Source organism: Luminiphilus sp. nBUS_16 (assembly GCF_051201645.1).
Lineage (GTDB): Bacteria > Pseudomonadota > Gammaproteobacteria > Pseudomonadales > Halieaceae > Luminiphilus.
In genome coordinates this window covers 2,968,646-2,985,438 of sequence record NZ_CP179205.1, presented here as the reverse complement: position 1 = coordinate 2,985,438, position 16,793 = coordinate 2,968,646, and the positions used below count along the sequence as shown (strand labels likewise).

The following is a 16,793-nucleotide window of genomic DNA, read 5'->3' as shown; positions in this document are numbered from 1 at the left end:
TAAGCGCGGCCTAGACCCAATATGTAGGGGTAACGAGATCCGACAAACCCAAGATAGGCGGGTGTTGCGACTAATGCAATAGAGAAAAAGGCTGGAACACCTGTGTACAACCTGTGCAAATAGTTCTAGGTGAGTGCTTACTTACATTAATAGCACTGCCAATGTTGACGGGTTTCGATATCGAAGGGCTGTGGATAGGTGACACTGTTTTTGTTGATATTTTTGGGACAAATTATTGACCCGCACAGTGGGGACGCCCAAAAGTGCACCCCGGATGCCTCCGAGGCGCAACGACAGGGCTTTAGCCGAGTAAAAACTCGATCAACGCTTTCTGGGCGTGCAGTCGATTTTCGGCCTCGTCCCAAATCACGGTGTCCGACGCAGCCATCAGTTCTGAGGAAATCTCTTCGTCTCGGTGAGCGGGCAGACAATGCATGTATAGGGCGTCTGGCTGTGCCATCGCTAGGAGTTCGCGGTTCAGTTGATAGGGGGCCATTGCGGCACTGCGCTCTTTCTGTTCATCCTCTTGCCCCATCGAGGCCCAGACATCGGTAACCAGTAGGTCGGCACCCCGAACTGCCTCCTTGGCATTATGAACAATACGAACGCGATCACTATTTTCCGACACCAGCTGCGAGGCGGGCTGATAGCCGTCGGGGCAGGCCACCACCAGTTCAAAATCGAGTAATCGTGCAGCGTTGATGTAGGAGTGACACATATTGTTGCCGTCGCCTAGCCAGCATACGCGTCGGCCCTTAATGTCACCGCGGTGTTCGAACCAAGTTTGCATATCGGCCAAAAGTTGGCAGGGATGGTAGTCATCGGTCAGGCCGTTGATAACGGGCACCGATGCAAACTCGGCAAACCGCTCGACGCTGCTGTGATCGTGGGTGCGAATCATCACGAGATCAACCATCGATGACAGTACCCTGGCGGTGTCCTCAACGGGCTCACCGCGCCCCAGCTGTGTGTCTGCTGAAGAGAGAAACAAAGCGCTGCCACCAAGTTGACGCATGCCCACTTCAAAAGATACCCGGGTCCGCGTGGAGGCCTTGGCAAATAACATAGCCAATACTTTGCCCGGGTAGCGCGCGTGTGCGACGCCTTCGCGTTGCTGAGCTTTGAGTTCGTTGGCCCTACCAATAATGCCCCTAAGTTCGTCAGAGGTCAGATCACTCAGTGTAAGAAAATGTTTGGGTTTGCTCATGCCGCTATCTCCGGCGCTTGATTGATGATTTCGGCCACACTGTGACCAAGCTGTTTGGCCTCATCATTGGTCATGACCAACGGTGGCAGAAGTCTTATGGTGTTGCCTGCAGTTACATTAATCACCACGCCCTGTTCAAGGGCCGCGGCGACCAAGCCCATCGCTGGCACCGCTACCTCGATCCCCAGCATGAGTCCCAGACCGCGGATGTCTGTGACTCTCGCAGGGTTTGCAAGGTGGCCATGTAAAGCCTGCAGAATGTGTTCTCTAATCACATCGGCTCTGGCGAGCAGATCTGGGTTGGCGAGGGTGTTTATGACGGCACTCGCGGCGGCACAGGCGAGAGGACTGCCGCCATAGGTAGTGCCATGGTCACCTGCCTGAAGCGCTGTAGAGGCCTCCCCTTTGGCAAGGCATGCACCAATGGGAAAGCCATTACCCAGGCCTTTCGCCGTTATCAGCACGTCGGGGGTCACGCCGAGGCGCTGGTAGGCGTAAAGAGCGCCACACCGCCCGTTGCCCGTTTGTACCTCGTCAAACATCAGCAGCCAGCTTTGTCGGTCGCACAGTGATCGCAGCGCCTGCAGGTACTCCCGAGACAGTGGCCGGACACCACCTTCCCCCTGAACGGGTTCAACAAGCACCGCTACGATATTGGCCTCGGGTTCGAGTGCTTTGAGCCCCTCAAAATCCTCCGGGGCAATACGTATGAATCCCGGAACCATAGGTTCAAAAGGTTGCCGCATGGTTTCGCCCGCTGTGGCGGCCAAGGCTCCAAGGGTGCGGCCGTGGAAGGCGCGATCCAAAACGACAATAGTTGGTGTTTTTATATCGCGGTCGTGACCGTAGCGGCGGGCCAGTTTGATAGCGACTTCATTGGCTTCAGCACCCGAATTGCAGAAAAAAACCGACTCCATCTCGGTGGCTGAGATCAGTTCGGCCCCCAACTGTTCTTGGCCGGGAATCCGAAATAGGTTCGAGGTGTGTACTAGCTGCGAGGCTTGCGCTTCAATGGCTTGAGTCACCCTAGGGTGGCAGTGGCCTAAGTTCGTCACTGCAATGCCAGACAGCCCATCGAGGAAAGGCCTGCCCTGCACATCCCACAGGGTCGCGCCCTGTCCTCTAACAAAGGCGACCGGAAACTGTTTGTAGGTGCGCATAATGGCTGACATAGCTCAAAGACCGGTCAGTTGAGTGAGCGCGCAAGTCTACAGTTTGCGGAGGATGGTTTAAACATGCCGTGATCGGGCATGTATCCGCGTCCACTCGGCGTTATACTATGCCGCTAACTGAGAGCGGGCTCATCGGCAGCCCAATGACTGCACTTTGGAGGGCAGCATGGACATTATGGAAACGATCAAAGAGCAGGTCACCAATAATCGGGTGCTTCTGTATATGAAGGGTTCCCCGAACCAGCCGCAATGTGGATTTTCTGCTCGAGCGGTGCAGGCCTTAGCGAGTGTCGGTGAGCGGTTTGCCTATGTCGATATTTTATCGAACCCGGAAATACGTGCCAATTTGCCGATTTATGCCAACTGGCCGACATTCCCGCAGCTTTGGGTTGACGGTGAGCTAATTGGCGGCTGCGATATTATTGCGGAGATGGAAACCTCAGGAGAGTTGGCCGAGGCGATCAAAGCTAATGCCGGCGATCAGGAGGCATAGCCGCAGGTGCAAAGGCTATTCTGAGCAAGGCTACACGCACCCCCAGAGCACTGATTACAGTGCTCCTTTTGGCGTGGGGGCTGATCGCTCCCCCAGTGCCGGTGGCCAGTGCCGCGGGGGAGTTTTCACTCGTCATCAACAACGGTCGGGTGATCAACCCTGAAAGTGGTTTAGATGCCATTCGGCATGTGGGTATTCGACAGGGGCGAGTGGTGGCAATCAGCACAACCCCTCTTCAAGGCAGCCAGACGATTGATGCGACCGGCCTCGTGGTGGCTCCGGGTTTTATAGACATCCACAGTCACACCCTGACGCCCTTGGGACAGCAACGAAATGTTCTCGATGGCGTAACGACACAGCTTGAGATGGAGGCGGGCGCTCTGCCTTCTCAGGCCGCGGGCGACCTCGTCGCAAATCGCCCCATTATTAACTACGGGGCTTCGGTGGGGCATTTTGCGGCAAGAATTCAGGTCATTGAAGGACGTGATCTGCCCTACTTTTTTTACCGAGGTGAGCAGGGGAGTATGTCCTCTCCAGCTTTTACGCAACTAGCGACAGCGCCTCAGATTGCTGAGATTCGTCGGAAGATTGAAGCGGGTCTTGATGGCGGCGGGTTGGGCGTGGGCTTGCTGCTGGACTACATGCGCGATGCCGTTAGCGCTGATGAATTGGCCATGATTTTCAGTTTGGCCGGTGAGCGCAGTGTTCCCGTTTTTGTTCACGTGCGGCGCAACTTGCCAGGAGACACTGCGGGTCTAGATGAGGTGTTAGCGCTTGCTGAGCAATACGGCTCCGCCGTGTTTATTTGCCACATCACACACAACGCCATGAATGGCATCGAGACTTGGCTGAAAAAAATTGACGCAGCCCGAGTTCGGGGAGTTTCAGTCACGACGGAAACCCTCAGTTATTTGGCTGGGGGTACGAGTATCTCCGCGGACGTTTTTCGTCAACGTGACTGGCGTAGGATTTTCGCTATCGACTACAGCGATGTTCAATGGGTGGCCACGGGTGAGTGGCTTACCGAAAAAACCTGGAAGCACTATGCCGAAACCGAACCCGGGGGCATGGTGAACCATCACTACGTAAAGGAAGCTTGGCTGCATTCAGCGCTGCGCTGGCCTGACATGATGGTATCGACCGATGCATTGCCCGCTTTTGATACCCAGCAAATGACTAACCCCAATATTTCAGGCAGCTTTTCTCGTCTGTTGGGACGCTACGTCAGAGAGCAGGGCATACTGGATTTAAGCGACGCGCTGTCTCGAATCAGTTTAAAACAGGCGCAGTGGCTTGAGGGTTTTGCGCCACAGTTTAGTCGGAAGGGGCGAGTCGTCCTTGGGGCTGATGCAGATTTAGTGGTCTTCGATCCTGACGAGGTGGCCGCGGGTGCTGACTACGGCTCGCCATGGCAAGCGCCGCGGGGCATTGAACACGTCATTGTCGGCGGCGTGATCACGGTCGAAGGTGGTGCTTTGGTGCCATCGGCTGCTGCGGGGCGTTATCTCGATACCACCCCGCTTGCGGAATAAGCCGCTGTTTCAGCTTTCCGATGGCTTGACCGTACGCATTGCTGTTTGCAAGTAGTTTTGTTCGCCAACTCGATCCATTAACGAGAGCTGGGTTTCCAGCCAGTCAATATGCTCCTCTTCGGCGTCGAGGATGCTTTGTGCGAGGTCTCTCGACACGTAGTCCCTGACCTCCTCGCAATGGGCCACTGTGGCTTTGAGATCTTCGTGGGCGATATGCTCAAGTTTCAAATCGCACTCGAGCATTTCTCGGGGATTTTCGCCAATCATCAGCCTGCCTAGGTCTTGCAGATTGGGGAGGCCCTCTAGGAACAAGATGCGCTCTACAAGGGCGTCTGCATGCTTCATTTCATCTATAGACTCGTGGTACTCGTGTTCCGCGAGTTCGCTGAGACCCCAGTCTTTGTACATTTTGCTATGCAAAAAGTATTGATTGATCGCAACAAGCTCGTTGTAGAGAATTTTGTTGAGATGTTCGATAACTTTAGCGTCGCCTTTCATGGTGCATTCCTGTGAAATAGGGAGGTGCTACTATAACGTAATGGCCGCGTCTGAACCACAAAATAAACAGGTTAAGTCTTTGTTTTAAATAAATTTTCTAATGCTAATCAGAATGATTAGCAGCTACGTTATCGTCAGGCTACGGCGGCCATAGATTCGTCGGGAGCGGCGTTGTAAAAGTATCTAGGATCAGGTTTAGAAAACTCGTTGACGATGGCGCGGGCTAGGTGTTCGCAGGAACCGCACTGACGGGCTACACCCAAGCGATTTTGGACGTCGGCAAAAGACGTAGCGCCGGCTTCCATCTCGCGTCGGATGGAAGAGTCGGTCACGCCATTGCATATACAAACAAACATATGTCTAGAATACGCAATTGCGAATCATTGTCAACCGCATTAGCAATTGGTTTTTGGCCTGTGGGAGCGAGTGTCTTGGGCGTATACTCTCCGCACCAAAATGAAGGATTGACTGTGTCCATCGAAAACAGGGTAAAAGAGCTGGGTCGGCAGGCCCGAGACGCCTCTCGTATTGTTGCGGCAAGCACGGTAGCGACTCGAAATCAGGCGCTGCTGGGCATCCGAGATGCAATTGCCAGTAACCGAGACGATCTGATGGCGGCCAACGCCGAAGATTTAGCAGCAGCCGTGGAGTCTGGGCTCGCGCCCGCGTTGCTTGACAGACTCGAACTGAATGCCGACAGGATTGCCAGTTTGATGGTGAGCTTGGAGCAGGTCGCTGCATTGCCTGATCCTGTTGGCGCTATCGACGGTGTTCGCACAATGGACTCTGGTATTCGGGTTGGCAAAATGCGGGTGCCTCTGGGGGTTATTGGAATTATTTATGAGTCTAGGCCCAACGTAACGATAGAGGCTGCGAGCTTGTGCCTGAAGGCCGGAAATGCCGCCATTTTACGAGGGGGTTCAGAAGCCATTAACTCTAATCTGGCGCTGGGACGTTGCATTCAAAAAGGACTGGCAGAAGCCGGTTTGTCCAATGAAGCTATTCAAGTTGTAGAGACAACGGACCGCGCCGTAGTAGATGCCCTGATTCAGCTCTCCGATTATGTCGATATGGTGATCCCTCGAGGTGGCAAAGGGCTCATAGAGCGAATCAGTGGGGCAGCAACGGTGCCAGTGTTGAAGCATCTCGATGGTATTTGCCATGTCTATATTGATGCGGAGGCATGTCCCGAACGAGCCCAAGCGATTACCATTAATGCGAAAACTTCGCGTTACGGAACCTGCAACACGTTAGAAACTTTGCTGATCGATGAGGAAGCCCTCGCTTTACTGCCCGCTATTGCTGAGGCGCTAGCTGCCGCAGGGGTTGAGCTGCGGGGGTGCACTAAAGCCTGTGCCGCCAGCGCTGCCATTGGCGTAGCAGCCACCGAAGAAGATTGGCAAACGGAATATTTGGCGCCAGTTTTATCGATCAAAGTGGTCGCTGGCGTAGACGGCGCCATGGCGCATATTGCGCAATACAGTTCGGGTCACACAGAGAGTATCGTCACAGAAAACCACACTACGGCGATGCGATTTTTGCGCGAAGTAGACTCCAGCTCGGTGATGATTAACGCCTCGACACGCTTCGCAGACGGTTTCGAATACGGTTTAGGCGCGGAAATAGGTATCTCCACCGACAAGCTTCATGCTCGAGGTCCGGTTGGTCTCGAGGGCCTCACCTCGAGTAAATATATTGTTTTTGGCGATGGACACGTGCGTCAGTGAATCGGCCGGCCATCGGGATACTGGGCGGCACCTTCAATCCAGTGCATGTGGGACATTTACGGGGGGCGTTAGATTGTAGAGACCTGCTAGGCCTCGATTCGATCCGGTTGATGCCGGCTCGGTTACCGCCCCTAAAGGCCACCCCGGGGGTAAGTGCAGCACACAGAGCACGCATGCTTGATCTGGCTGTTGAAGGAATGGCGGGTCTAACCGTTGACCGGCGTGAGCTGGACCGGGAGGGCTTGTCTTTCACTGTGGATACGCTAAGAGAATTGCGTCAGGAGTTGGGGCCTGAGGTAGTGATCGTCTTCATCATGGGTGCTGATTCGTTACAACGGCTCAACCATTGGCAAGATTGGGAGCTTTTGCTCGATCACGCCAGTATTGCGGTGTTGTCCCGACCGCCCGGGGATCTACAACTGCCACCGGAGCTTCAGGGTTGGTTAAAAGAGCATGAGGTTTCGCCATCGCAACTTTTAAAGCAAGCTGAGGGCGCCGTCACAAGATTGCTTCAGCCAGCCTTAGACATCTCTTCATCGGCGCTGCGGCTTGCAGTTGCTGGGGGTAGAAACGTCAGATATCTCCTGCCCGACCGCGTATTAGAGTATATTAATGATCACGGTCTTTACCGTTCGGCTAAGTAATTACCCAGGGGGTTTGAGTGAGTGATTTAACCGCGTCGCAACCCGACGCGCTAACAGGGCTGGTGCTTGATGCCCTAGATGACCTTAAGGCGGTTGATCCAGTGGTCATCGACGTAAAGGCGTTGAGCTCGGTGATGGACTTTCTAGTCATTGCGAGCGGTACCTCGACGCGTCATGTTAAGTCATTGGCTGATAACGTCATTATGCGGGCCAAAACTGAAGCTATGCGACCTATCGGTATTGAAGGTGAAACGGTGGGTGAGTGGGTGCTGGTCGATTTTGGCGATGTTGTGGTGCATGTGATGCAACCGGCGACGCGCAGTTTCTACGATCTTGAGCGGTTATGGACCGCGCCCCCTAGCGCTGAGTAATGCGCATAAGAGTGCTGGCGGTAGGGACGCGAATGCCGCCGTGGGTCGTAGCTGGCGTCTCCGAGTACTGCAAGCGTCTGCCCAGGGATTTCCGCGTGGAGTGGGTTGAAATAGCTCCTGCCAAGCGTCAGGGTAACAATAGCGACAAATTCAGGGCTCAGGAAGCCACTGCTCTTTCGAAGCAAATAAAAGATGACGATACGGTGGTGGCTTTGGATGTGCGGGGCAGCCTGGTTCGGACTGAGGATATGGCCGAAAGTTTTTCCATCAGCCAGCACAAAGGGGCATCCATGGCTATTTTGATTGGTGGCCCGGACGGTATTGATGCTGATTTATTAAACCGTGCAGATGCAAGATGGTCACTCGGGAGGATCACGCTGCCCCACCCTCTAGTTCGCGTTGTGTTGGCTGAACAGCTGTACCGAGCCTGGTCTATCAATGCTCGTCATCCCTACCACCGAGCCTGATTTTTAATGGCGCCCAGGGAAGCCATCCGAGACACAGGTCGCGAGGCCGAGATACATCGAGGCCGTGTGTTAACAGCTTCAGTGATTGTGCTGCTGGCGCTGTCGGTACTTTTCTACCGTTACTACGGACTTCAAATTGATAACTATCAGCAATTCCTGACGCAGTCAGAGCGCAATCGCGTCCGTCTTGAGGCCCTTCCTCCCACAAGAGGGCTTATTTTCGATCGCAATGGCCAGCTACTTGCCAGTAATGAACCCAGCCAACTTTTGGCGGTTGTCGTGGAGCGGGCCGATGATTTATCGATCTTATTGGATCGCATTGAATCGCTAATAGGCCTAGATGCCGAGGAGCGTGCGCGCTTTCAGGAGCGGCGCCGGCGCAGTCGACCTTACGACGCGGTGCCCCTGAAGTTGCGTCTGTCCGATGAGGAGACCGCTGTTATCGGTGTTCATCGCCATACGCTGCCCGGAGCCACTATCGAGGCGCAATTAACGCGAGCCTATCCTCATGGTGATTTGCTCAGTCACGTTTTAGGTTACGTAGGGCGTATTAACCAACAGGAAACCCTACGAATTGCCGAGGACCGCTATCGAGGGACATTTCACATCGGCAAGGTGGGGTTGGAAAAATATTATGAGGATGTTTTGTTGGGGCGGGTTGGCAATCAAAATATCGAAGCCAACGCCCACGGCCGAGTTCTGCGGGTACTCGATCAAGAGGCACCTCTCCCCGGTAAAGATCTAAAATTGCATCTCGATTTGGAGCTTCAGCGGGTTGCGGCGGCGGCGCTGGGGGAGCAGCGCGGGGCGGTTGTTGCGTTAGATCCGCGCAACGGAGGTGTTTTAGCGCTGGTATCAAAGCCCGGTTTTGACGGCAATTTATTCGTCAACGGCATCAGCGCAAAAGCTTACAGCGAACTTCGTGACTCTCCTGACACGCCCTTATTAAACAGAGCCATCCAGGGTCAGTATCCCCCGGGTTCAACGGTGAAGCCTATGCTGGCGCTGGCCGGCCTTGAGCTTGGACTTATTACACCGGAGACCACGGTTAAGGACCCCGGGTGGTATCAAATCCCGGGCGACTCTCGTCGTTACCGTGACTGGATTCTTCGTATACGTGGTACCGGACATGCGCCAGAGGTTGATATGCGCATGGCGATTGCCGAGTCCTGCGACGTTTATTACTACGACCTGGCCCGAAATTTAGGTATCGATCGGTTGTCTGAGGGGTTGGCCCCTTACGGGTTTGGTCAAGTGACCGGTATCGATATCACAAGCGAGCAGCGGGGTATCCTACCGTCGCGGGCATGGAAGCGAGAGAAGCTTGATCAGCCTTGGTATCCCGGAGAAACCCTCAGTGTCGGTATTGGCCAAGGTTATATGCTGGCGACGCCGTTACAGTTGGCGCAGGCGGCGATGGTCGTGGCCAATCGAGGCTTCGCCTACTCACCGACGGTGGTAAGCCGTGTTGATGGCGAGGCGCGGGTGTCACCTCGCCGCGAGCAGGTTGTTGCTAGTCCAGCACATTGGTCAGCAGTCATTGCAGCAATGATGGATGTCGTGCACAACCCCGCAGGCACCGCTTCAGCGATTGGTAAAGATCTTGCCTATACCATTGCGGGTAAGACGGGTACCTCTCAGGTCATTGGTATTGCACAAGATGCTGTTTATGACGAGGAGAATATTAACGCCCGGCACCGCAATCACGGTTGGTTTATGGCATTTGCACCGGTCGATAGCCCGCGTATAGCGATAGCAGTGTTGGCTGAAAATGGTGGCGGTAGCAGTGCGGCCTACCCTGTCGCTAGAGCCGTAATGGATGCTTGGCTGATGAGGGATCAGGATGGCTGAATACGATCGCTACCTTACCGCAGACAGTCGCGGTGATTTCAAGCGCCGGAATTCCGTATTGAATGCATTGCATTTAGATGGCTGGTTACTAGCTTTGTTAGTCGCACTGATTGCTTATGGTTTTTTTGTACTGTTTAGTGCTTCAGATGGTAGTCAGGCCGCCCTAATAAGACAGGCGCGGAACTTCGCTATTGCAACGGTGGCTATGCTGGTTGCCAGCCAAATCCGTGTAGATACGTACTATCGATGGGCCCCTTTGTTTTATGTTGCGGCATTGTTGCTGTTGGTGGCGGTGCCGCTTTTTGGTGTCGGCGCAAAAGGCGCACAGCGCTGGCTCAGCTTGGGGGTCATTCGTTTTCAGCCGTCAGAGCTCATGAAGTTGGCGATGCCGCTGATGGTCGCTTCTTGGTTTAGTCGTCAGGGCATACCGCCGCGACCTAGGCCCTTGTTGGGAGCGCTGCTGATCATCGCGCTCCCCGCGGGTCTTATTGTCATTCAGCCCGATTTAGGAACCTCATTACTGGTGGCAGCGAGCGGGCTGTTTGTGGTGTTTATGGCGGGGGTCAGTTGGTGGTACATCGCAGGCGCAGCCACATTGCTTTTAATGAGTGCGTGGCCTGCTTGGTTGTTTGTTCTCAAGGATTATCAAAAGCAGAGAATCCTGACTTTACTGGATCCCGAGTCCGATAAATTAGGGGCGGGGTGGAATATTATTCAGTCTAAGACAGCCATTGGGTCAGGGGGCTGGTCGGGTAAGGGCTGGTTATCGGGGACGCAATCGCATCTTGATTTTTTACCTGAGAGCCAAACAGATTTTATTATTGCTGTGTTGGCTGAAGAATTGGGCCTCCGAGGGGTTGTGCTTCTTTTGTTGATTTATGCGTTGATCATCTGGCGCGGGTTTGCCATTAGCGTCCGCGCTCAAACCGGGTTTGGGCGTTTGCTTGCGTCATCGATAACGCTCACCTTTTTTGTCTACGTTTTCGTCAATATGGGTATGGTGGCAGGTATTCTTCCAGTAGTGGGTGTGCCGCTGCCCTTGGTCAGTGCGGGGGGCACGTCGATTGTGACGTTGATGCTGGGTTTTGGCGTGTTAATGGCTGTCAGCGCCGAAAAGCGAGTGATTAGGCAGTAAACTTAAATTTTAGTCTCGGTAAAAGGAAGCAGAATGGCATCGCCAGTTCACGTATTTTTTTTGATGGTGTTCGCAATGGTCTCACCCAGCATCAGCTTTGCGGGTGAATATTCAGAACGAACGGAGGTTGAGCAAATTCTTGCCAATGTTGTGGAGCAGGGTGTCGATCGAGACTGGGCGGTTGCGTTGTTGAATCAAGCCGAGCGCCAGCAGAGTATTTTGGACGCTATTTCGAGACCCGCAGAAAAGACCAAGCCATGGTACGACTACCGCAAAATATTTTTGACAGATAAACGTGCTCAGGAAGGCGTGGCGTTTGCCAAACAATACGCCGACACACTCACAAACGTCAGCACCAGTACGGGTGTTCCCGAATCTGTGATTACTGCCATCATTGGGGTCGAAACTTTTTATGGCCGCATTACCGGCAGCTACAGGGTCATTGATGCGCTGGCAACACTCGCATTTGATTACCCTAAACGGTCGCCATTCTTTACCCGAGAGCTCGAAAACTTTCTTATTTTGGCTTATGAAAGCGGCAAAGACCCTCTTGCTTTGAAAGGTTCTTATGCAGGGGCTATGGGGTATGGCCAATTTATGCCTTCAAGCTACCGAGCTTACGCTATCGATCATGATGGCGATGGTGTTGCTGATATATGGGGCAATGCCGAGGATGCCATAGCTAGTGTCGCCAATTACTTTGTTCGTCATGGCTGGCAACCAGGGGCTCTTGTCGTCGTTCCCGCCAATTACGATGGCGCTAGCTCTGAATTGTTTGAAGGAGGCCTCAAGCCGACGATGACAGTGGGCGAGCTCGCCGAACAGGGCTTTGCGCCTCACACCGCCACCGATGTCTCTATGGCGGCGACCCCACTGCGCCTGCAGGGTAACGAGGGTCTCGAATATTGGCTCTGTCTTGAAAACTTTTATGTCATTACTCGCTACAACCATAGTGCGATGTATGCCTTGAGTGTCTGGCAACTCAGCCAGGAGATTGAGAGCTTGGCTGCAGATGGCTAATCGTTTGAGAGTTTTGATCGCAGTAAGTCTCCTGCTGCTAGAGGGTTGTACCCAGACGATCGAGGTGGCGGACAGGGCACCACCGCCGATCTCTCCGGGTGCAGTGCCAGATGCAATTCCGATTGCAGAACCCATTACCCGGGCAGGCAACAGCAGTCCGTACACGGTAAACGGTCAGACCTACACTGTTTTGGAAAGTGCCGACAATTACTCCGCAGAGGGTATTGCATCATGGTATGGGTTGAAATTTCATGGCCGTGCCACCGCAAATGGCGAGCGTTTTAGTGCCTATGAGCCAACTGCAGCCCATCGTTCCCTGCCCATCCCTACCTATGTTCGTGTCACAAACCTTGAGAATCAAGCCAGCATGATCCTCAGGGTGAATGATCGGGGTCCCTTTCACCCGGATCGAATCATAGACCTTTCCTACGGAGCTGCAGTGCGTCTGGGTTTTGCCGATCAAGGCACTGCAACAGTTCGCATTGATACCGTTGAGGTCATGGGAGTGTCGGACCTTCGCAACAACCCGGTTACTGCGTATCGGACTCTGCAGTTGGGTGCCTATGTGAGTGAAGCTGCGGCTCAGGCACTGGCTGAAGAGTCGCAGCGATTCGTCACAGTGCCTGCAGAGGTCCTGCCCGCGACCATTGCAAGTGGCCTGATTTTTCGTGTTCGTTTGGGGCCTTTTGAGAATCAGACAGACTTGCGTGAGGCTCAAAATCAGCTGCGAGCAGCGGGTTTGCCCCAAGGGCAACCCATGCCCTAAAGGGGCGCTTTTTTCGCTGATTTTTACCCCTAGTACTGAGTCACTGATACCATTGCGTTCCTTATTGTTGCTACGGTGCATTACGACCGCATGAAAAACCCCGTTTTTGTTGCACTCATCGCTTTGCTTTTCAACGCCTCTGCCACGGCGGTATCGCTGGTGCCGGCGCCTCCGGGTATCAATGCCGATGCCTATCTATTGCTAGACTTTATTACCGGAGAAATTCTGGTAGAGCACAACATTGACACTCGACTACCCCCGGCGAGTCTGACCAAGCTAATGACGTCTTACATTCTCGCGGAAGAGGTCGATGCCGGTCGGTTGTCCCTTGACGACGAAGTCACGGTCAGCCGGAATGCTTGGTCCCAAAACCCTAAATTTCGCGGCTCATCCTTAATGTGGATCGAGCCCGGTAAGGTAGTGACGGTAGGGGAGCTTGAGCAGGGCATCGCCATATCCTCAGGCAATGATGCGACGGTTGCCATTGCCGAGCACATTGCAGGTAGTGAAGAGGCGTTTGTTGCTCTCATGAATCGCTATGCCGAGGAGCTAGGGCTTGCCGCGACCCACTTTGAAAATACTCACGGTTTACCGAATTCAGATCATCTGACAACGGCTCGAGATCTTGGCGTGCTTGCCAGCGCAACGATTCGTAATCACCCAGAACGCTACCGGGTGTATCGCCAGCAGTCTTATACCTACAACGATATTAAGCAGCACAATCGGAACCATCTGCTGCGCGAAGATCCCTCGGTCGATGGTCTGAAAACAGGTTACACGAGTGTTGCTGGATATGGCCTTGTGGCTTCAGCAGAGCGCGATGGTATGCGCTTAATTTCAGTGGTTTTAGGCAGTAACAGTACGCGCAGTCGCAAAGCAGAGACGCGCTCCCTATTGAATTACGGGTTTCGTTTTTACAAAAATTTGGAAGTTGTAACTGGCGTAGCGTCACTTGGCAGTACTCGGGTCTGGAAAGGTAAGACAGAGGTTGTTGATGGCGGCCTATTGGAGTCTGTGACCGTTGTTGTGCCCAGAACTCAGGCAACTCCTGAAGTGATTGCCTCCTTTGATGATCCGCTGCAGGCTCCGATCAACAAGGGAGATGCGGTGGGTCAGCTGCAAGTTTTTCTCGATGGGGAGCTGTTGTTGGAGAGACCCCTGCAGGCGCTTCAGAACGTCGAGTCCGCAGGGTTCTTTAAGCGTCTTTGGGATGGTTTTCTACTGTGGCTCTCCCAGATATTCAGCCCTTGATGTTTTGCTAGGGAAGACCCATGGAACCAGAAGCCCCAAAAATAGAGTTTCCCTGTAGCTACCCCATCAAGGTGTTGGGCCGAGCGGGCCATGATTTTGAGGCGGTTATTAACGAGGTCTTTGAAACGCACGCGCCTGCCTTCGACCGAAGTCTGACCCAGCGTCGCCCCTCCAAAGGCGGCACCTTTTTGTCTCTAACATTGATCATCGAGGCGACAGGCCCTGAACAACTCGCGGCGCTCCATCAGGATCTGATGGCGACGGGCCGGGTTTCTATGGTGATTTGAGCGGTGATTGAGCGACGGCTTTTAGGGCTGGTTGATTACGACGAAACGTTTTCGGCGATGAAGGCCTTTACCAAAAACCGAACCGGCGACACTCCTGATGAGCTCTGGCTGCTTGAACATCCTGCGGTGTTTACTCAGGGCGTGGCGGGAAAGGCAGCACATTTACTGGCCCCCGGTGATATCCCGGTTGTGAAAATTGATCGAGGGGGGCAGGTGACTTACCACGGGCCCGGTCAGTGGGTGGTCTACGTATTACTCGATATTCGACGTAGCAGCCTTACGGTAAGGGGGCTGGTGACGGCTATCGAACGAGCTGTTATTGCACTGCTTGCCAAATATGGCATTCAGGCCTCGGCTGACCCAAAAGCTCCCGGCGTCTATGTAGAAGGCAGGAAGATCGCGGCGCTTGGATTGAAGGTATCTAGGGGTTGCAGCTACCATGGGGTGTCTTTAAATGTGGATATGGATCTCGAACCTTTCCGTCGCATAAACCCCTGCGGACATGCGGGACTCGAGGTGATTTCGATGGCGTCTTTACTGGGTGTTGACGCTGTCGACAAAGAGGCCATTGGACAAGCCCTGCTGGATAGCCTGGAGTATGAGTTTTCGCGCCCTGCAATCTGAGTGTGTCAGGGTGTGAGCTGCAATTATTGGTATTTCAGGAAGTTTCTAGAGGTTTCATCACTGAGTTCATGGCGGGTGTACATTGGCACTGGCATAATCCCGCGCTTCAGGAGGAACCAACATGTCCGATACTGTGGCAGATTTAAAACGGGATATTGAAGCTCGGCGCACCTTTGCCATTATCTCCCACCCCGATGCGGGTAAAACGACGATTACCGAGAAGCTGCTGCTGCTGGGTAACGCTATCCAAATTGCGGGTTCGGTAAAGGGCAAGCGGGGTCCCCATGCGACTTCAGATTGGATGAGCCTAGAGCAAGAGCGCGGTATTTCCGTGACCTCTTCGGTGATGCAATTTCCCTATAAAGATCGCACGGTTAATTTGCTCGACACCCCGGGACACGAGGACTTCTCGGAGGATACCTACAGGACCCTTACTGCGGTCGATTCAGCGCTGATGGTAATTGATGGCGCTAAGGGTGTTGAGGATAGAACCATCAAACTGATGAATGTCTGTCGGTTGAGGGATACGCCCATCGTATCTTTTGTTAACAAGATGGACAGGGATATTCGCGACCCTATCGAGTTGCTAGACGAGATAGAGGCGGTCCTGGGTATTGCCGGTGCGCCCGTTAATTGGCCTATCGGTATGGGCAAACACTTTAAGGGTGTTTATGACTTGCACGATGACGTGATTCACGTGTTTGAGGCGGGCCACAACGCCTTATTGCCCCCAGATACTCGAATTAACGGGTTGGATTCCCTCGAAGCTAAAGCGCTGCTCGACGACGAATATGAGTCAATTTGTGATGAAATTGAATTGGTTAAAGGCGCGAGTCATGCTTTTGATCAGGAGGCCTTCCTTCAAGGTAAGTTGAGCCCAGTATTTTTTGGCACCGCCCTGGGTAATTTTGGTGTTCGGGAAATGCTCGATAAATTTGTCGAGTGGGCGCCCAAGCCCTTACCCCGAGAAACCCGGACCCGGCTTGTTGATGCTAGGGAAGAACCCTTTTCGGGGTTTGTCTTTAAAATACAAGCCAATATGGACCCGAAGCACCGCGATCGTATTGCCTTTGTCCGAATTTGCTCGGGGCGCTACGCCAAAGGCATGAAGATGCGCCATGTTCGCGCGGCCAAAGACGTGAAAATTGCAGATGCAGTGACCTTTAAGGCCGGTGAGCGAGTATTGGTTGAGGAGGCGGTCTCCGGGGATATTATTGGTCTTCATAATCACGGGACTATTCAGATAGGGGATACCTTTACCCTCGGCGAAGACCTTCGCTACACAGGGATTCCCCACTTTGCTCCCGAGCTGTTTCGGCGTATACGACTCAAAGACCCAATGAAGTTGAAGGCGCTGCAAAAAGGCCTTCAACAGCTGTCGGAGGAGGGCTCGACACAGGTTTTTTCACCGCTGATGTCGACCGATTTGGTCGTAGGCGCTGTGGGCCAGTTGCAGTTTGATGTCGTGGCTTACCGGTTAAAAGATGAATATAAAGTCGAAGCGATTTATGAACCGATTAACGTGTATACCGCACGATGGATAGAAGCTGAGGATCCACGTAAGTTAGAGGAATTTCGCAAAAAGGCCGAAGATAATCTGTCCGAGGATGGCGGCGGTTATCTTACTTATTTGGCGCCGACGCGGGTCAATCTGGCACTCATGGAGGAGCGTTGGCCTGACATTCAGTTCAGGGAAACTCGAGAGCATTAAGTTGGCATGGCGTGTCCCTGAGTCTGGCGGTTGGGTG

Annotated in this window: 18 protein-coding genes; 14 read left to right on the top strand and 4 right to left on the bottom strand. The window is 53.6% G+C overall.

Annotated elements, in window-relative coordinates:
* Window positions 1-301 precede the first annotated feature (301 nt).
* Window positions 302-1,207, bottom strand: coding sequence for an ornithine carbamoyltransferase (gene argF, locus ACMAY6_RS13300; RefSeq protein WP_435212570.1), 906 nt, complete (start codon window positions 1,205-1,207; stop codon window positions 302-304).
* Entirely contained in the window at window positions 1,204-2,379 is a 1,176-nt protein-coding gene (locus ACMAY6_RS13295; RefSeq protein WP_435212568.1) for an aspartate aminotransferase family protein, read from the bottom strand. The genes argF and ACMAY6_RS13295 overlap by 4 nt, the downstream gene beginning before the upstream one ends.
* A 166-nt stretch (window positions 2,380-2,545) precedes the next feature.
* On the opposite strand from ACMAY6_RS13295, the gene grxD reads away from it, so the two are divergent.
* Both grxD and ACMAY6_RS13285 read left to right on the top strand, forming a co-directional pair.
* Window positions 2,546-2,872 carry a Grx4 family monothiol glutaredoxin gene (gene grxD, locus ACMAY6_RS13290; RefSeq protein ID WP_435212566.1) on the top strand — a complete coding sequence of 109 codons (327 nt, stop codon included), beginning with the start codon at window positions 2,546-2,548 and terminating at the stop codon, window positions 2,870-2,872.
* 59 nt (window positions 2,873-2,931) lie between these two features.
* The gene (locus ACMAY6_RS13285) at window positions 2,932-4,404 is read left to right on the top strand and encodes an amidohydrolase family protein (protein WP_435212564.1); all 1,473 of its coding nucleotides are present in this window, start codon (window positions 2,932-2,934) and stop codon (window positions 4,402-4,404) included.
* Between the two features lie 9 nt (window positions 4,405-4,413).
* Here the strand turns inward: ACMAY6_RS13285 and bfr are convergent, their stop codons facing one another.
* Window positions 4,414-4,902 carry a bacterioferritin gene (bfr, locus tag ACMAY6_RS13280; protein WP_007234839.1) on the bottom strand — a complete coding sequence of 163 codons (489 nt, stop codon included), beginning with the start codon at window positions 4,900-4,902 and terminating at the stop codon, window positions 4,414-4,416.
* 134 nt (window positions 4,903-5,036) lie between these two features.
* Window positions 5,037-5,258, bottom strand: coding sequence for a (2Fe-2S)-binding protein (locus ACMAY6_RS13275; RefSeq protein WP_435212561.1), 222 nt, complete (start codon window positions 5,256-5,258; stop codon window positions 5,037-5,039).
* Window positions 5,259-5,372: 114 nt separating this feature from the next.
* On the opposite strand from ACMAY6_RS13275, the gene ACMAY6_RS13270 reads away from it, so the two are divergent.
* The 12 genes from ACMAY6_RS13270 (at window position 5,373) to ACMAY6_RS13215 (ending at window position 16,756) form a co-directional block, all read left to right on the top strand.
* Entirely contained in the window at window positions 5,373-6,629 is a 1,257-nt protein-coding gene (locus tag ACMAY6_RS13270; protein WP_435212559.1) for a glutamate-5-semialdehyde dehydrogenase, read from the top strand.
* The gene (gene nadD, locus ACMAY6_RS13265; RefSeq protein ID WP_435212557.1) at window positions 6,626-7,273 is read left to right on the top strand and encodes a nicotinate-nucleotide adenylyltransferase; all 648 of its coding nucleotides are present in this window, start codon (window positions 6,626-6,628) and stop codon (window positions 7,271-7,273) included. Before ACMAY6_RS13270 ends, nadD begins: the two co-directional genes overlap by 4 nt.
* Window positions 7,274-7,290: 17 nt before the next feature.
* A complete protein-coding gene (rsfS, locus tag ACMAY6_RS13260) occupies window positions 7,291-7,644 on the top strand; it encodes a ribosome silencing factor (RefSeq protein ID WP_435212555.1) in 354 nt (117 codons plus the stop codon).
* Window positions 7,644-8,111: a 23S rRNA (pseudouridine(1915)-N(3))-methyltransferase RlmH gene (gene rlmH / locus ACMAY6_RS13255; RefSeq protein ID WP_435212553.1), complete on the top strand. Its 468-nt coding sequence runs from the start codon at window positions 7,644-7,646 to the stop codon at window positions 8,109-8,111. The genes rsfS and rlmH overlap by 1 nt, the downstream gene beginning before the upstream one ends.
* A gap of 6 nt (window positions 8,112-8,117) precedes the next feature.
* The gene (gene mrdA, locus ACMAY6_RS13250; RefSeq protein WP_435212551.1) at window positions 8,118-9,962 is read left to right on the top strand and encodes a penicillin-binding protein 2; all 1,845 of its coding nucleotides are present in this window, start codon (window positions 8,118-8,120) and stop codon (window positions 9,960-9,962) included.
* Entirely contained in the window at window positions 9,955-11,097 is a 1,143-nt protein-coding gene (rodA, locus tag ACMAY6_RS13245) for a rod shape-determining protein RodA (RefSeq protein WP_435212549.1), read from the top strand. Before mrdA ends, rodA begins: the two co-directional genes overlap by 8 nt.
* A gap of 33 nt (window positions 11,098-11,130) precedes the next feature.
* Complete coding sequence (mltB, locus tag ACMAY6_RS13240) at window positions 11,131-12,117, top strand: lytic murein transglycosylase B (protein ID WP_435212547.1); 987 nt, start codon at window positions 11,131-11,133, stop codon at window positions 12,115-12,117.
* Window positions 12,110-12,883: a septal ring lytic transglycosylase RlpA family protein gene (locus ACMAY6_RS13235; protein WP_435212545.1), complete on the top strand. Its 774-nt coding sequence runs from the start codon at window positions 12,110-12,112 to the stop codon at window positions 12,881-12,883. The genes mltB and ACMAY6_RS13235 overlap by 8 nt, the downstream gene beginning before the upstream one ends.
* A gap of 90 nt (window positions 12,884-12,973) precedes the next feature.
* On the top strand, window positions 12,974-14,134 hold the full coding sequence (locus ACMAY6_RS13230) for a D-alanyl-D-alanine carboxypeptidase family protein (protein WP_435212543.1): 1,161 nt from the start codon (window positions 12,974-12,976) through the stop codon (window positions 14,132-14,134).
* A 20-nt stretch (window positions 14,135-14,154) separates the two neighbouring features.
* Window positions 14,155-14,421, top strand: a complete 267-nt coding sequence (locus tag ACMAY6_RS13225; protein ID WP_435212541.1) for a YbeD family protein — start codon at window positions 14,155-14,157, stop codon at window positions 14,419-14,421.
* 3 nt (window positions 14,422-14,424) lie between these two features.
* Entirely contained in the window at window positions 14,425-15,045 is a 621-nt protein-coding gene (lipB, locus tag ACMAY6_RS13220) for a lipoyl(octanoyl) transferase LipB (protein ID WP_435212539.1), read from the top strand.
* 121 nt (window positions 15,046-15,166) lie between these two features.
* The gene (locus ACMAY6_RS13215; protein ID WP_435212537.1) at window positions 15,167-16,756 is read left to right on the top strand and encodes a peptide chain release factor 3; all 1,590 of its coding nucleotides are present in this window, start codon (window positions 15,167-15,169) and stop codon (window positions 16,754-16,756) included.
* The last annotated feature ends 37 nt before the right edge of the window (window positions 16,757-16,793 follow it).

Coding starts and splice junctions, on each gene's coding strand:
- grxD (WP_435212566.1), top strand. CDS start 2,546: ATGGACATTATGGAAACGATCAAAGAGCAGGTCACCAATAATCGGGTG.
- bfr (WP_007234839.1), bottom strand. CDS start 4,902: ATGAAAGGCGACGCTAAAGTTATCGAACATCTCAACAAAATTCTCTAC.
- ACMAY6_RS13295 (WP_435212568.1), bottom strand. CDS start 2,379: ATGTCAGCCATTATGCGCACCTACAAACAGTTTCCGGTCGCCTTTGTT.
- mrdA (WP_435212551.1), top strand. CDS start 8,118: ATGGCGCCCAGGGAAGCCATCCGAGACACAGGTCGCGAGGCCGAGATA.
- ACMAY6_RS13225 (WP_435212541.1), top strand. CDS start 14,155: ATGGAACCAGAAGCCCCAAAAATAGAGTTTCCCTGTAGCTACCCCATC.
- argF (WP_435212570.1), bottom strand. CDS start 1,207: ATGAGCAAACCCAAACATTTTCTTACACTGAGTGATCTGACCTCTGAC.
- ACMAY6_RS13275 (WP_435212561.1), bottom strand. CDS start 5,258: ATGTTTGTTTGTATATGCAATGGCGTGACCGACTCTTCCATCCGACGC.
- rodA (WP_435212549.1), top strand. CDS start 9,955: ATGGCTGAATACGATCGCTACCTTACCGCAGACAGTCGCGGTGATTTC.
- ACMAY6_RS13235 (WP_435212545.1), top strand. CDS start 12,110: ATGGCTAATCGTTTGAGAGTTTTGATCGCAGTAAGTCTCCTGCTGCTA.
- rlmH (WP_435212553.1), top strand. CDS start 7,644: ATGCGCATAAGAGTGCTGGCGGTAGGGACGCGAATGCCGCCGTGGGTC.
- ACMAY6_RS13230 (WP_435212543.1), top strand. CDS start 12,974: ATGAAAAACCCCGTTTTTGTTGCACTCATCGCTTTGCTTTTCAACGCC.
- ACMAY6_RS13215 (WP_435212537.1), top strand. CDS start 15,167: ATGTCCGATACTGTGGCAGATTTAAAACGGGATATTGAAGCTCGGCGC.
- mltB (WP_435212547.1), top strand. CDS start 11,131: ATGGCATCGCCAGTTCACGTATTTTTTTTGATGGTGTTCGCAATGGTC.